This window comes from Sphingobacterium sp. Lzh-3 (genome assembly GCF_046764375.1).
GTDB lineage: Bacteria > Bacteroidota > Bacteroidia > Sphingobacteriales > Sphingobacteriaceae > Sphingobacterium.
This window is the reverse complement of record NZ_CP177226.1, coordinates 3,730,264-3,746,360: the sequence shown is the minus strand read 5'-3', so window position 1 is coordinate 3,746,360 and position 16,097 is coordinate 3,730,264. Positions and strand designations below refer to the sequence as shown.

Sequence of the window (16,097 nt, the reverse complement as noted above, 5' to 3'; positions counted from 1 at the left end):
ATTAAATAGCCCCGCTACCACATCTAGCGGGGCTATTTCGTTTTTAAGCTATTTATTTGATCAGTTTGTACAGACTTCCTAAAACGTACAGTTGTCTTTCTTAATAAGGTCAAGCTTTATAAAATTCAATTAGTAAATAACTAAATTATAAAAAGGATCTCTGGTAAATCTTTTTATTGCATCAACTAATTGACCAGTTGTTTGTTCTTTATAAAACATTATCTGATCAATATTTCCTTATTGTTTAGGCGTTAAACAATGTTTTTATTAACTTCACGGTCACAATAAACCAGATCTAAATATTAGAAGTGAATGGCAAATAATGTTTTTCCTGAAAATGAGTTAAGAAGGATAGAAAAATTAAAGTCCTATGAGTTAATGGGACTCGGGAAAGACCCTGAGCTGGATGTTTTTGCGCAGGCAGCCTGTCTGATTACAGATTGCCCTGCAGCTTTAATTGCCATGATGGAAGAAGAAACACAACGTATTCAAAGTTGTGTTGGGATGGAGCTGGATACCGTTGAAAGGAAGAATACGGTCTGTCAGTACACCATAATGAGCAAGGAGGTCCTTGTTATTGAAGATACTTTTGAAGATCCACGCTCGTCTTCCAATCCATTGATTCGCGAAGGAAATATCCGTTTTTATGCCGGAGTTCCTCTTTTGGATGATGATGGCGATGCTCTTGGAACAATCTGTGTCATTGATTTCCATCCGAAAAAGCTTTCGGATAAGCAAAAAGACTCGTTGGAGGAGCTAGGTAAGGCGGTGACCAAAATATTATTGGGAAAAAAACGAAAAGTACAGGCTGGTTATTTCTCCGAAATTTTTCACTTGACGAACAATATTATTTGTGTATTGGATGAGAAACGAAAGGTAAAAGAAGTTAACCCTGCATTTAGTAAAGTCTTGGGATTGTCCAGATCGAATAGTTTAGGCAAATCTATTTTTACATTATTGGGAGACACTGAAAGGGAGTTAGCGTCGGACTTAGGTCGAGTTGAGGAAACAAAGTACGGCGTTCAATCTACAAGTAGGACTAAAACAGAAAATGGTCAAGTTGTCGAAATTGAATGGCATTTCAAATATGATCCGATAAACCATGATATTCTGGCCTTTGGCAGAAACGTAACAAAAGAACGCGAAGAAAAACTCAAGTTGGAGAATTCCGAACGTAGATTTCGTAGTTTTTTTGAAAATGCGATTGGCCTCATGAGTATGCATGATTTGGACGGTAATATTCTATCCGTCAATGAAAAAGGAAGAGAGATGTTGCGGTATGCCAAAGAAGAGGTAAAAGGACTTAATCTCAAGAAATTGGTTCCGTCTCACCATGTGGGTCTGGTTGAAGAATATCTCAAGCGCATTGCCAGCAATAAAGAGGATTCCGGAATGATGGTTCTCCAAACAAAAGATGGAGAAGACATTTCTTGGCTATACCACAATATGTTGGAAACGGATGAAAATGGACGTTCTTATGTTGTCAGTACGGCCTTGAATATGACGGATCGACTGCGGCTTGAAAATGATCTTTTGCATACCAAACAAATCCTGGAGCAGACCAATGCTGTCGCTCAGGTTGGCGGATGGGAGGTCAACTTAGCCGAAAACAAGGTCTATTGGTCCGACTCTACGAAGCTAATTCATGGTGTGGCTCCCGATTTTACACCTGATTTTGAACATGCAATCGGATTTTATGAGCCGGAAAGCCAAGTTATTTTGCGTGGAATTTTTGAAGATGCCATTACATCAAGAACACCTTACGATACCGAATTGCGTCTATTAAAGCAAAATGGCGAATCAATTTGGGTACGCGTAAAGGGTATTCCCGAATTTGAAAACGATGTGTGTAAGCGTGTTTTTGGAATTATTCAAGATATCGATCAAAGTAAATCGCTATTCTTGGAGCTGGAACGTAAAGAATCGATGTTACGTGCGTTTGTGGATTATGTTCCTGCTTCGGTTGCTATGTTTGACCGAGACTTTAACTATATTTCGGTCAGTAATCAATGGCTGGAAGATTTTCACGAAGGGGTAAGTTTGCCGCCAAATAGTAACTTTTTTGAACTTTTTCCAAATATCCCGGAAAATCGAAAAAAAATCTACCTTGATGCACTGGAGGGAATACCTTATAAGAATACGGATGAGGTCATACAGGCTGGTGGACTTGCAGAAGCGCAACATTTCAATTGGGAGGTAAGACCTTGGCATCTTGCGGATGGAAGTATAGGCGGGATCATTATTTTTACACAAAATATCACGGAATCGGTAAAAATAAATGATGAATTAAAGTTGGCAAAGGAACTGGCCGATCTGGCGAGTAGAGCAAAGTCCGAATTCCTTGCCAATATGAGTCACGAAATTCGAACTCCTTTAAACGGTGTGATCGGATTCTCCGATTTGTTGTTAAAAACACCATTAAATGATACACAGGTCCAATACCTCGGCTATATCAATGAATCTGGAAATAGCTTACTCAATATTATTAATGACATTTTAGACTTTTCAAAAATTGAATCGGGTAAACTCGAACTATTTGTCGATAAGTATAACGTATATGATGTAGCCAATCAGGTTATTAATGTTGTTCTCTATCAGGCACAACGAAAAGAAGTCGAACTGCTTTTGAATATTGAGCAGGGACTGCCAGCTTTCGTTTGGATTGATGAGGCACGTATTAAGCAAGTGTTGGTGAATTTGTTAGGTAACGCCGTTAAGTTTACGGAAAAAGGCGAAATCGAATTTAAGATCAGTAAACTTCGCAATGATGAGAATAAATTAACCTTACGTTTCGCGGTTAGAGATACCGGAATAGGAATTCCGCCAGAGAAACAACAACGCATCTTTGATGCCTTTACGCAAGAAGATAGCTCGGTAAGTAAACGATACGGCGGCACGGGGCTCGGTTTGACAATCTCTAACAACCTCTTGAAATACATGGGAAGTAAATTGAATCTGGAAAGCGAACCGGGTGTCGGATCGACCTTCTATTTTGATATCGAGGTTCGATGTGAAGAAATGGAGGATGAAGATTCAGCTTTACCTTTAAATCGTGTTCTCGTTGTCGATGACAACGCCAATAATCGGATTATCCTGCAGCATATGCTGGCCTATAAGAACGTCGAATCTGTCCTCGCAGAAAACGGCATGGAAGCCTTACAGTTGCTGATGAAAGGGGAACGTTTCGATGTTATTTTAATGGACTACCATATGCCGATCTTATCGGGACTCGAAACGATAGAAAAAATCAAAGAACTCTTTAAAAAACAGGAAGAAGGTATCCCTTTGATCGTGTTGCACACTTCGTCGGAAGAGCATGAGGTAATTTCAGCATTTAGACAGGAGGAGCGGTCATTTTGTCTACTTAAGCCGATTAAATCTGAGGAACTGTATTCGACTTTAAGAAGGGCGATACAACAAAATAGGGAGGATGCCGTGCAATTAAAGGCGAATGCAAACTTATCGTTATCATCGGATTCGTACGGTCAAGACGTTCAGGTGCTGTTGGCAGACGACAATGCCGTTAATATGGCCCTTAATTTACGCATGATGGCAAGCATAATGCCTGGAGCACATTTAACCGAAGTTTCTGATGGAGCACAAGCCGTTCAAGCTTGCAAAGAAAAACAATTTGATTTTATTTTGATGGATGTTCAGATGCCCGAGGTCGATGGGATCGAAGCAACCAAACAGATCCGGCAAATGGCAGCTTATGCTGAAACACCTATTATCGGTGTTACTGCAGGTAATATTTCTGGCGAAAAGGAACGCTGTCTCGATGCGGGGATGTCGGACTTTCTTGCTAAACCTATTCGACAACAGGATTTGTTCAAGGCCCTGGAAAAGGCGATGTTATCGGTAAAACCTAGTGCTGCCGAAGCTTCGGATCTGGAGGATTTGGATGAGCATTTGGATATGCAGCGCCTGGAAGAACAGGCCGGTGATGATCCCGCATTTTTAACCTTTTTTCTGGATTTGGTCGTCCGGGAAATCACGGGGTCTAGAAAGCAGTTAAAGGAGGCAATAGATACAAACGATATTGTACGCATCAAAGAGCTCCTTCATAAATTGCGGGGAACTTCATCGACAGCCGGACTGATCAAGCTAGCCCAAATGACGAAAGACTTGGAGACCAGTCCAACGATTGAAACAGAGCTTGCGATCGCTTTTGTGGCAATAGAACAGGAAATGGATATAGGATTGGAATTAATTGGAAAAATCTTAAATAAATAATGATATGTTGATTTTAATAGCGGAAGACGACGAATTGATACTACGTACTGTTGAACACAAATTAGTAAAAGAAGGACACGAAGTGGTGCTGACCAGAAATGGTCGTGAAGCCATCGAGAAAATTAATGAGCTGGATTTGGATTTGGTTGTAACGGATATTATGATGCCTTTTGCTTCCGGTATTGAAATTCTTTCAGCAATAAAGACTATTGGAAAGAAAATCCCGGTCATCGTATTATCGAGCATGGGCCAAGAGGAGGTCGTGGTCGATGCATTTGATCTAGGCGCATCTGATTTTATGGTTAAGCCGTTTAGTCCAAACGAACTGGTTCTTAGGATAAAACGCCTAATAAATAAATAAAACTAAATTATGCATCACAATATCGAGCTACATGAGCTTATTTTGGCGATTGTTATCGTATTGATTTTAGTACTATTGCTGATTATCACGGTACTGGGATACAGCTTCTATAGCTATAGAATCCTTCATAATAGGCAATCGTGGCGACAGATCATCGAGTACAAAATTATGGAGACTATTGTTGGTGGCGATGAGAATAGCGATCGAGACCTGCAGTTTGCAGAGTATTTGAAAGAACCTTCTTTTCGAGCTCTTTTTTTGGATGTATTAGTTGACTCTGATAGAAAATTTTCTGGTGGGGCTAAACAATCGATCAATAGGTTGTTTCAAGATTTTAAATTGGAGGATGAAGCTTGGCGAAAGCTTCGGCATAGAAAAGCTTATTTGGTTGCCGGTGGGGTTCAGGAGCTTGCTGCGATGAATGTCGAATCAGCAATTCCTGAGATAACAGCCAAGCTTAATGATTCCCGCACTGCGGTATATCAAGAAGCACAATACGCAATCGTAACTTTTAAAGGGTATGAGGGACTTGGTTTTTTGGATCATTTTGATCGCCCCTTATCCGACTGGCAACAATTACGTTTATTGTTTTCTATTCATGAAATACCCGAACTTTCGGAGTTACATGTGGATACCTGGCTTAAGAGTTCAAATGATTCTGTTGTCATATTTACATTGCGCTTGATCCGAAAATTTAGATTGATGACTTTTTATATGGAAGTTTTTAACCTATTGGATCATCTATCTACGAAGGTTCGTATACAAGCCATACGAACATTGCAGGCCATTGAGAACAGTGGGACAATTCAGCAATTTATACAAAATTTTGATCTGCAACCCATCGAAGTCCAGATTGAAATCCTTAAAGCGATGAAAATTGCCAAAAGTAGAGAAAGTGAGCATTTTTTGAAAGATCAGCTGTGGAATCAGACCCCGGTGTCAATTAAAATTTCTGCCGCAGAAGTACTCGTTGTGCTTGGAGAAGAACAGTATCTCCGCGAAATTTCACAACGTGAAGATACATACGACGAACTTACACAAATTATTAAACACGCATTGCAAGAGAAAAAATGTTAGAGTTTTCCCATATCGTATACGAAATTATAGTTTGGTTATTTTTGCTTTATTCGGCAGCAGTATTCATTATCTATACTTGGATAGGGCTATACGCTTATGGAGCGGTGTTTCGTTACAAACACAATAATACGTTTACGGATTATAGTATTATCGCGACCAACCCCAACGCGCCTACATTCAGTCTGATTGCTCCAGCCTACAACGAGGGGATGACCATCGTTGAAAATGTACGTTCTTTATTGTCGCTATATTATCATAATCTGGAAATTATCATCGTTAATGATGGTAGTAAAGACGACTCAATTTTGAAATTGATCGCCTCTTATGAACTCGAACCAACCTCTTTTTTTGTTCAGGGAAATATTGAGACCAAGGATATAAGGGGAATCTATAAGAGCAAAAATCCAGCATTTAAGAAACTGATTGTCGTTGACAAGGAAAATGGTGGTAAGGCTGATGCCCTCAATGTCGGCGTTAATATTTCTTCTGGAGATTATATCGTCTGTATTGATGTAGATTGTATTTTGGAACAGGATGCTATTCTAAAATTAGCAAAACCATTTTTGGAACAGACCGACAAACGCGTTATTGCTTGCGGCGGAGTTATACGCCTGGCAAATAACTGTAATGTCGTGAACGGTTCTGTCGTGGACGTTAATCTTCCAAAATCATGGTTGGGGCGTACGCAGGCTTTAGAGTACATCCGTGCTTTTATTTTAGGTCGAATGGCTTGGTCAAGGGCTTCGGGTTTAATTCTTATTTCCGGTGCATTTGGCGCTTTTGACCGGGAGATCGTATTGGCTTGTGGAGGGTATGACCGAAATACGGTGGGAGAAGATATGGAGCTTGTTGTTCGTATGCGCCGTTATATGGAGGAGCAAAAGCAAGCCTACGAGGTGGTCAACATTCCTGATCCATTGTGTTGGACTGAAGTACCCGAGTCAAAAGAAGTATTACGTAAACAGCGTAATCGTTGGATGCGGGGTACCATGGAAACCTTATGGAAACATCGGAAACTCATGTTCAATCCGAAATATGGCCGTTTTGGTATGGTCAGTATGCCTTATTGGTTTTTCTTTGAATTCTTGGGGCCCATTGTCGAATTTACCGGCTATATAGTTTTTATAATTTTCTTTATTCTGGGAATCATCAACTGGCCATTTTTCTTTGCGCTATTTGCATTGGTGATTGCTTCCGGAATTTTGTATTCGATCTATGCAATCTTGGTTGATCTTGTTAGCCATCAGGTTTATTCTAAGAAACGAGATCTCTCCACGCTAATTACTACGGCGATACTAGAACCTTTATACTTTCATCCCATTGTTGTTAAAGCTGGGGTACAGGGGGTTGTTGATTACTTTCGGAAGCAGCATGGCTGGGGAGAAATGACGCGACAAGGCTTTCAACAAAAAGATGCGAACGAGTCGGTTTGGAAATACCTCGGTCAGCGATTAAATCTGTCGTTGCAGAGCTTAGGGCCTGTTATGTTGGTGGTCTTTGCGCTGTATATGTTATCCGTTGGTGTAGAATGGTGGTGGTACGGTCGTCGATTTGCTCAGCTTTCGGAGTCACATGCCGGTAAATACCTGTTTTTGGATAACATCCTGTTCATCTTTCAAGCCTTGACCTGTTTGGGAATAGGGTATTTATTGCTTCAATTCCTAAGCAGTTTTTGGGCGAGACTTCTGATGGTCATATCGTTCTCGTTTATTGTCGTTATGCAATTCATCTTGTTTCTGTATTTTGGCGAATCGAGAAATTTGCTTGGAGCTGATATGTTCTATTACAGTTCGGAAGAGATGAAGCAAATTTTGGAGGCTAGCGGTATGTTGAGTTTTACCAATATTGCCTTGCTTTTATTATTGATTGTAATCGCTTGGGTCCCCCTTTGGATTGCCAATAAGCAGACATTCAAAAGGTCCTATGCTAGTATTGCACTGTTATCTTTGGGGATCATATCGTTTTTCATCTCCTCGGCTTCGCTTTTGGGAGGTCGCGCCGAAAAAGATGAATTCGTAGCCAATGCAAGCCGGAGTAAATGGCGTTATTTTTTCGACTCCAATTTATCCAATTACGTGGATGAGCACCCAGGGATGCTCGCGATGTTCAGTAAAGACGACGATGATGCAAAAGTGTTAGATACTAAATTTCCTTTTTTGAAAAAAGAGGACACGAAAGATTTCCTGGGGACATACATGCAAAAAACAGCGAAAGTACCCAATTTGGTCATTCTTGTTATCGAGGGCTTAGGACATGCCTATAGTGCTGAAAATGGTTATATTGGCAACTTTACACCTTTTATAGGTACATTGAAGCAACAGTCTTTGTATTGGGATAATAATATGAGTTCTTCGGGTCGGACATTTTCCGTTTTGCCGACCATAACAGGTTCGTTGCCTTTTGCGACACATGGATTCCTGGAACAAGACACCTTGCCAGATAACTTCAATCTCTTTAATATTCTGAAGAGCAATGGATTCAATACTGGATTTTTCTATGGTGGTCATTCTAATTTTGATTTCATGAAAAAGTTCATGGATTATAATAAAATAGATATGCTCATAGACCAAGCGGCATTCGGACCTCCTTATAAAAAATTGCCCGAAAAGGGAGGGGAGAGCTGGGGATATGAAGATCAGGCTGTCTTTGGCAAACTCCTTGAAGTACAGAAAGTACAGGAACACCCTTATTTCCATGTGCTTTTGACGCTATCAACCCACAATCCGTTTTTGATCAATAATGCGGCTCATTATGAACAAGTGTTTGATCAACGTATAGCAACATTGAACCTTACACCGGAACAAAAAAAGTGGGCTTTGGAAAACCGTACCCAACTTGTTTCGGTACTGAATTTGGATGACGCGATGGAGCAGTTCTTTAAAGAATATAAAAAGAGACCAGATTTTGCAAATACTATTTTTGTCATAACTGGAGACCACGCGATGCCTGAGATACCCTTACAAAGCAAAATCGATCGTTATCATGTTCCCTTGTTGATTTATTCACCACTTTTAAAAGGGCCAAAGACTTTTCATAATTTTGTTAGCCATTTTGATGTCGCGCCTTCTATATTGGCCTACTATCGCGAGAATTTTGGGCTTAAAACGCCTACCCAGGTTACATGGATCGGTCAGGGGCTCGATAAGGGCGCTTCGGCACAGGGTGATGGTATAGCCATGATGCAGAGTAAAAATCAATTGATTGATTTTGTGAAAGGCAGTTACCATCTTTCCGATGGCCAACTGTATAAACTGGATGGTGTGCTCAATGAAGATGCTGCCGCGAATAATGCGAAAGAAGAATTGTCCAAGCGCTTTGAATTATTTAAGCGCAAGAACAAACTTTTTTATACGCAAAAGCGACTTCTTCCGGATAGTGTTTATACAAATTACTTTAGTCGAACAAAGAAGAACTAGAATTTTCGAATATAACCAAGGATGATGTCCAATTGATTTCCTCTTTCTTTTGGCCTGAATTCTTGGTTATAATAGGTGCCCGAAATTGAAAATAGGTTACTTTGCTTAACGGAGAAATTATACTCGGCACCTACTTTGAATGTTTTTAATTTATAGGAAGCGTTGTCCAATAGATTATTTCGGTTTTCCTCTGGGCTTAGACCCGTTCCGGCGCTAAATCCGAAGTAATCGTTTGCTCCCTTCGTGTAATAGCGGACTGTTCCGGTATAGGATTGGGAAATATTCTTTTCGCCCGGTGTAAGGTAAGTCCTCAGATTGAACCAGAAGTTTTGGTAATATTTTCCGACTGAAGCCGTGTACATCCAGATGTTGTCACTAAAATAAAGCTGACGATATCCGATTTCTCCCTCAAAGCTATTCGGAAGATTGGCATAGAGAGACACACCAGTTCTATATTTCGCAAAAATGCCCACATTATTGGAATATCCAGCACCGACATATAGGTAGAATATCTTTGAAAGCCGCGGATAAGCCTCCATCTCAAATTGGACGCCATTTTCTGCAAATTTATTCGCATAGTTCGTTCTGAAAATAAAGGATCCTATTGGTGTTGCCCGTTTATAACTTAATCCAACAATGTGCCAATTATGATCAAACTGTTTGTCAAAGTAGACAAAATTGTACGTTAGACCGATTGCATTTTTAGCCGTATATTCTTCAATATTTTTTGCCAGCGCTCTTGCTTCCGTATTTTTAGGATTTATTGCCAATAAACTATTAATTGCCTTTTCGGCAGCCTCATAATGATCATTGCCATAACTTATTTTGCCTTTTAACAGCAGTAGATCCTGAGACTGCGGATGTATACTAAGCCCTTTGTCCGTAATTGCAATCGCTTTGTCGGTCTGATCATTCCAGTATTCCAATGAGGCGTAGGCCAAAAAGAAATCTTCATCACTTGTATTCTTTTTATCCAGTTCTGTAAAGATGGTTCGTGCCGAATCAATCTTATCCGACCAGGTATAAAGGCGTCCGAGAAAAATGCTAATATCTGTGTAATCTGGTGCTTGAAGTAGGGCCTGTTTAGATAATTGAATGGCTTGCGGATAATCTTTTGAATCAAAAGCTACCTTTCGTGCTTTTACAAAGAGATCATCAGCGGTGAGTTTCGTCTCTTGCGCGATAGAAAATAAGGGTAATAAAGAGAGGGAGAGTAATGGATAAATTACTTTTTTCATTCCAGATCGTAAATTTGACATTTAAGCTTGCTAATATATAAACTAAAATTAGGAAATTTTGTTTGTCACTAGTTGTTTTAAAATAAATTTTTGAGCTCTTTTAAAGCGTTCGATCTCATTTTGTGGGACGTCTTCCGAAATCATCCTTAGAATAGGAGTTTCGAAAAACGCCAATGAAATGTGTCAACAACCGTTAACTGGTTGCTATCTACGGGTAATCCGGTTACTATTTTAAGTACCTGCATCGCCATCATGCTGCCGATAATACCGGGCAAGGGGCCCAGCACACCATTTTTATCGCAATTTGGAACCTGCTCCGGATCGGGGGGCGTTGGAAAGATATCCAACAGGTTTTTACTACCCTGATAGTTAAAGACAGCCAGCTGCCCTTCAAAACCATAGATGCTGCCGTATACCAAAGGTTTATCGAGTTGTAGGCAGGTCTGATTAAGCAGGTATCGCGTCGTAAAGTTATCACAGCAATCGACAATAATATGATAGGGAGCGAGCATTGCTAGCGCGTTGTCAGCATCTATTTTTACCTGAAAGGGTTCAAAATCAATTGTGCTATTGTGCTGTCGTATATAGGCTGCGGCACTTTCTGTTTTTGCTTGGTTTATATTATTTTCGGAATGAATGATCTGTCTATTAAGATTGTGGATTTCAACCCGGTCAAAATCAACCAGCCCAAGTTTGCCTATACCGGCCGCGGCTAAATATTGAACGACAGGGCTCCCGAGTCCGCCTGCACCGACGACCAATACCTTGGCATCCATAATCTTCCGTTGTCCGGCAACGCCAATCTCTTCGATAAAAATCTGTCTGCTATAGCGATCAAAAATGTTATCTTTTTTCATGTATTTAACGTACAATACCCGCGTAATTACTTTCCCAGTCTTTCATCACTGGAGAATAGCCCATTTTTCGGATTTGATTTTTTATTGTTTCCATATTTCTTTCATCACTTACTTCAAATTGTTCCAAAGCTTGGGGATCGACAACATAGCCTCCAGGATTGGTTTTTGAAGCTGCACTCATGGTGGTTACACCAATAGGTATGATATGATCCCTGAAGGTTTCGTTCTCTCTGGTAGAAATGGAGATTTCCAAATTTTCATTCCACAGACGATATGCGCAGATCAGCTGCAGTAGATCGCGGTCTGCCAAATGAAAATTTGGCTCAACAGAACCTGCGGCTGGTCGTAAGCGTGGAAAGGAAATGGAATAACGTGTCTGCCAATATTGTTTTTGTAAATAGGCAATGTGTGCCGCGGTGAAAAAGCTGTCCACCCGCCAGTCCTCTAGCCCAAGTAATACCCCCAGACCGATTTTATGGATTCCGGCCCGGCCTATACGGTCAGGCGTATCTAAACGATAGTCAAAATTGGACTTCTTTCCTTTCGGATGATATTGTTTGTAAACTTCCCGATGGTAGGTTTCCTGATAGACCAAAATTGCATATACCCCTGCGGTCTGTAGTAGTCGGTACTCGGATTCTTCCAGCGGCTGTACCTCAATGGATATCTGTGAAAAATGAGGTTTTAAAAGGTGAATAGCGTTTAGGAAATAATTGATCTCGACCGTTTTGTTGGCTTCTCCGCTAACAAGTAAAATGTGGTTGATTCCCATGGATTTAAGTGCCATCGCCTCTAGTAATAGTTCGGTGTTGCTGAGGGTTTTGCGTTTAATTTTATTGTCCATGCTAAAACCGCAATATGTACAGATGTTTTGGCACTCATTGCTCAGGTAAAGAGGGGCATAGAGCTGTATGGTTTTACCGAAGCGACGTTGCGTGATTTGTTGTGTTTTTTGTGCCATTTGTTCCAGATACGGTGCTGCAGCCGGTGAGATGAGCGCCCTAAAGTCAGCGAGCGTTAAATGGTCTTTTTCTAACGCATGTTGTACATCCTGATTGGTAGCGTCATAAATCTGCGTGTGGACGTCATTCCAGGAGTATTCATCGAGTATCGTTTTGAAATCTGTCATAAATGAATCATCAATCAAATAAAAATGAAGTTAAGGGACTCGAACCGACTGCTTGTGATCCGATCTTTCCTAAACCGGCCTCATAAGCCTTTCGTCCAGCGATAACGGCCTCTTTGAATGCTTCGGCCATACGTATCGGATTATTTGAGACCGCAATTGCCGTATTGACCAAGACTGCATCCGCTCCGATTTCCATGGCTTTGGCAGCATCGGATGGAGCTCCGATCCCAGCATCTATAACCACAGGGACATTACTCTCCTCAATAATAATTTCGAGAAAGTCCAGTGTGCGAAGCCCTTTATTACTACCAATAGGAGCACCTAAAGGCATAACAACTGCTGTACCTGCATTTTCCAATCTTTTACAAAGTACTGGATCTGCGTGAATATAGGGCATGACAACGAAACCCAGTTTGGCCAGCGATTCAGTTGCACGCAGGGTTTCAATAGGATCGGGCAGTAAATAACGGGGGTCGGGATGAATTTCCAGCTTTACCCAGTTGGTTTCCAATGCCTCCCGTGCAAGTTGGGCTGCGAGCACAGCTTCTTCAGCAGTTCGTGCTCCCGAAGTATTGGGAAGCAAATGGATTGCCGCCAGATCGAGCGCACTGATGAGACTGTCGTCTGCGTTGGTCTGGTCGATTCGTTTGAGGGCAACAGTGACCAATTGGGAGGCCGAAGCCACAATGGCATCGCTCATTTCTGTGAGATTACCGAATTTGCCCGTGCCCAGAAATAATCTGGATTCAAATACGCGGTCGGCTATATGTAGGTTGCTCATAATAAAATTTTATTGATGGATGAAACAATGTTTGGAGTCTTGGTTACGATTCCGGAGAGTGCTACACCGTAAACTCCAATTTCTAATAGCTGTTGGATATCTTCAAGTTGGCTTATACCGCCAATTGCGAATATTGGAATAGGGGGCAAGCCTGCTAGGCGGACTTGTTGGATGATGTTCTCATATCCTGCAATCCCCAATAGGGGACTTAGTTTTTGTTTTGTTGTGGTATAGTTGAATGGTCCGAGTCCGATATAGTCACAGTTTTCACTTATTCTACGTTTTACATCCGCAAAGCTATTGGCAGTACCGCCGATTATTTTTCCTGCACCCAATAGGTGCCGGGCAGCTGTGACGCTGCAGTCATCCAATCCCAAATGTACGCCATCAGCGTCTACCGCTGCTGCAAGTGAAGGATGGTCATTGATGATACAGCTGGCACCAAATTCGGAACAGGTTTGCTTGATCTGTTCTGCAAGCGTGTAGCGGCTCTTTTCATCGGCTTCCTTCCATCGGATCTGTATCCATTTGGCCCCCGCATCCAGCGCTTTCAGTATGTTATTTTTTTGTTCAGTTAATGTTTGTCCCTGCGATATATATTGGAGTTTTTCCATAGTTTTTGTTTGCATGCTATAAAATTTTGAACTGGATCAGGGTGCTTCCATAAAGTACCATATAAGGCAATTCCATCTGCGCCTTGCTGCATCGGAATAAGGCAGTTGTCTTGGTTTATCCCTCCAAGACCGATGAGACCAACAGTAAAGTTGGAGCGTGACGGGAGCTGATCCAACCTTGCATTATACACTCCATACCCGACTTTTGAGATGCTCGGAAATAATGGACTTAGAAAAGCGTAGGCCCAACATTCATCAAGGCTATTGAATTGATCGATATCATGCACAGATGTCGAACAGATTGTTGTCGGCAGCATTTGATTTGTTGATCTATCCTTTCTATTCTTTTCGTTCATATGAATACGTGCGATTCCGAGCTCAGCCGATAGGTGAGGGTGGGAATGTAGGACCAATCTGTCCAGGTACGTTGAATCTATAGATTCAACGTACCTGGACATTTGTAGGTCCGTAAAATGATACTTGCGCAAATGCAGGATATCAAGTCCTTCTTTGAACAAAGCATCTATAATCCCTTTTTCAGAAGGGATCGTTTCTGCTGCTGTCAAAGCGATGATCATAAATAAATCTCTTTTCCTTGTGCGATGAATTCCTGCGATTTTTCCCGCATTCCTTGTGCGGCACTATCTCTGATTTCCTGCGTAATTTTCATCGAGCAAAATTTGGGACCGCACATGGAGCAGAAGTGAGCCACTTTGGCCGCATCCGCAGGCAACGTTTCGTCATGATATTCACGCGCTGTATCTGGATCCAGGGAAAGGTTGAATTGATCTTCCCATCTAAATTCAAATCTCGCTTTACTCAAGGCATTATCACGGTATTGTGCACCTGGATGTCCTTTGGCCAAATCGGCCGCATGGGCAGCTAGTTTATAGGTGATTACACCGTCTTTAACGTCTTTTTTATTTGGTAAGCCCAGATGTTCTTTTGGGGTCACATAGCAAAGCATCGCACATCCATACCAACCGATCATCGCAGCTCCAATGGCTGATGTGATGTGGTCATAACCTGGAGCAATATCAGTTGTTAAGGGTCCCAAGGTATAAAATGGTGCTTCGTCACAACAAGCCAATTGCTTGTCCATATTCTCTTTGATCAATTGCATAGGAACATGGCCCGGACCTTCGATCATCACCTGAACATCGTGTTTCCAGGCGATCTTGGTGAGCTCGCCCAGTGTTTCTAGCTCCGCAAATTGAGCAGCATCGTTTGCATCTGCAATGGCTCCTGGACGGAGACCATCGCCAAGTGAAAAAGCAACATCATATCGCTTCATAATCTCACAGATCTCCTCAAAATGGGTATAGAGAAAGTTCTCTTTGTGGTGGAAAAGACACCATTTGGCCATGATAGACCCTCCTCTGGAGACAATTCCCGTTACTCGAGACGCGGTGAGATGGATATAACGAAGCAGTACACCAGCGTGTATGGTAAAGTAAGAAACACCCTGTTCGGCCTGTTCAATCAAGGTATCTTTGAATATTTCCCAGGTAAGGTCCTCGGCCACCCCCTTCACTTTTTCGAGCGCCTGATAGATCGGTACTGTACCGATTGGAACGGGCGAGTTACGGATAATCCATTCGCGGGTTTCGTGAATATTTTTGCCAGTGGATAGGTCCATGATGGTATCGGCTCCCCAACGACAGGCCCATACTGCTTTCTCAACTTCTTCCTCTATACTTGAGCTTACAGCACTATTGCCAATATTGGCATTAATTTTAACAAGAAAGTTGCGCCCGATAATCATGGGTTCACTTTCAGGGTGATTGATATTATTGGGGATGATTGCTCTTCCGGCAGCGATTTCCTCACGGACAAATTTTGGTGTAATTGCTTTATCATGTGTTCTGGCACCAAAATTCTGTCCTTTATGCTGATGATCCATTCCGGGGGTACTGGTCGTGAGCTGCTCGATACGTTGGTTTTCACGGATAGCAACGTACTCCATTTCTGGGGTAATGATGCCTTGCTTTGCATAATGTAATTGAGTAACATTACTACCGGGAGAGGCTACTTTCGGTTTATGGCTATACGCGAATCGGAGTTCATCCAACGTTGGATCAGAAAGGCGTTTTTGTCCATATTCAGAGCTGGTGCCAGGCAGCTGTATGACATCCTGACGATCTAATATCCACTGTTCGCGAAGGCGCGGGAGGCCTTTTCGGATATCGATATGGACGGTGTCATCGGTATATGGTCCAGAAGTATCATAGACTGTTACCGGGGGATTAATTTCTACTTCTCCATTCGTTAATTTGGTTGGACTCAAGGAGATTTGACGCATAGCGACTTGAATAGGAAATAGTTTTCCGGATACAAAAATTTTCTTTGCATTTGGAAAGGGCGATTGCGTAATTTTTTCAGCTGTCATTT

The 16,097-nt window shown here is 41.7% G+C and carries 11 protein-coding genes; 4 read left to right on the top strand and 7 right to left on the bottom strand.

The window, feature by feature from the left end:
• Positions 1 to 312: 312 nt before the first annotated feature.
• From ACLCDV_RS15825 to ACLCDV_RS15810, 4 genes are read left to right on the top strand one after another with little or no spacing between them, the layout of a single operon-like run.
• A complete protein-coding gene (locus ACLCDV_RS15825; protein ID WP_411971613.1) occupies positions 313 to 4,233 on the top strand; it encodes a response regulator in 3,921 nt (1,306 codons plus the stop codon).
• A 4-nt stretch (positions 4,234 to 4,237) separates the two neighbouring features.
• Complete coding sequence (locus ACLCDV_RS15820) at positions 4,238 to 4,594, top strand: response regulator transcription factor (protein ID WP_343566475.1); 357 nt, start codon at positions 4,238 to 4,240, stop codon at positions 4,592 to 4,594.
• Positions 4,595 to 4,603: 9 nt separating this feature from the next.
• Entirely contained in the window at positions 4,604 to 5,671 is a 1,068-nt protein-coding gene (locus ACLCDV_RS15815; protein WP_411971612.1) for a hypothetical protein, read from the top strand.
• Positions 5,665 to 9,087: a sulfatase-like hydrolase/transferase gene (locus ACLCDV_RS15810; protein ID WP_411971611.1), complete on the top strand. Its 3,423-nt coding sequence runs from the start codon at positions 5,665 to 5,667 to the stop codon at positions 9,085 to 9,087. The genes ACLCDV_RS15815 and ACLCDV_RS15810 overlap by 7 nt, the downstream gene beginning before the upstream one ends.
• On the opposite strand, the gene ACLCDV_RS15805 is transcribed toward ACLCDV_RS15810, so the two are convergent.
• The 7 genes from ACLCDV_RS15805 to thiC all read right to left on the bottom strand — a co-directional run bounded on the left by ACLCDV_RS15805 (position 9,084) and on the right by thiC (position 16,095).
• Positions 9,084 to 10,325, bottom strand: a complete 1,242-nt coding sequence (locus ACLCDV_RS15805) for a YaiO family outer membrane beta-barrel protein (RefSeq protein WP_411971610.1) — start codon at positions 10,323 to 10,325, stop codon at positions 9,084 to 9,086. The genes ACLCDV_RS15810 and ACLCDV_RS15805 overlap by 4 nt on opposite strands.
• A 146-nt stretch (positions 10,326 to 10,471) precedes the next feature.
• Positions 10,472 to 11,182, bottom strand: a complete 711-nt coding sequence (locus ACLCDV_RS15800) for a HesA/MoeB/ThiF family protein (protein ID WP_333625363.1) — start codon at positions 11,180 to 11,182, stop codon at positions 10,472 to 10,474.
• Between the two features lie 4 nt (positions 11,183 to 11,186).
• Positions 11,187 to 12,311, bottom strand: a complete 1,125-nt coding sequence (thiH, locus tag ACLCDV_RS15795; RefSeq protein ID WP_411971609.1) for a 2-iminoacetate synthase ThiH — start codon at positions 12,309 to 12,311, stop codon at positions 11,187 to 11,189.
• A gap of 10 nt (positions 12,312 to 12,321) precedes the next feature.
• Entirely contained in the window at positions 12,322 to 13,092 is a 771-nt protein-coding gene (locus tag ACLCDV_RS15790; protein ID WP_411971608.1) for a thiazole synthase, read from the bottom strand.
• Complete coding sequence (thiE, locus tag ACLCDV_RS15785; protein ID WP_317665937.1) at positions 13,089 to 13,721, bottom strand: thiamine phosphate synthase; 633 nt, start codon at positions 13,719 to 13,721, stop codon at positions 13,089 to 13,091. Before thiE ends, ACLCDV_RS15790 begins: the two co-directional genes overlap by 4 nt.
• The gene (locus ACLCDV_RS15780; RefSeq protein WP_411971607.1) at positions 13,667 to 14,284 is read right to left on the bottom strand and encodes a thiamine phosphate synthase; all 618 of its coding nucleotides are present in this window, start codon (positions 14,282 to 14,284) and stop codon (positions 13,667 to 13,669) included. Before ACLCDV_RS15780 ends, thiE begins: the two co-directional genes overlap by 55 nt.
• Positions 14,281 to 16,095: a phosphomethylpyrimidine synthase ThiC gene (gene thiC / locus ACLCDV_RS15775; RefSeq protein WP_411971606.1), complete on the bottom strand. Its 1,815-nt coding sequence runs from the start codon at positions 16,093 to 16,095 to the stop codon at positions 14,281 to 14,283. The genes ACLCDV_RS15780 and thiC overlap by 4 nt, the downstream gene beginning before the upstream one ends.
• Positions 16,096 to 16,097 lie beyond the last annotated feature (2 nt).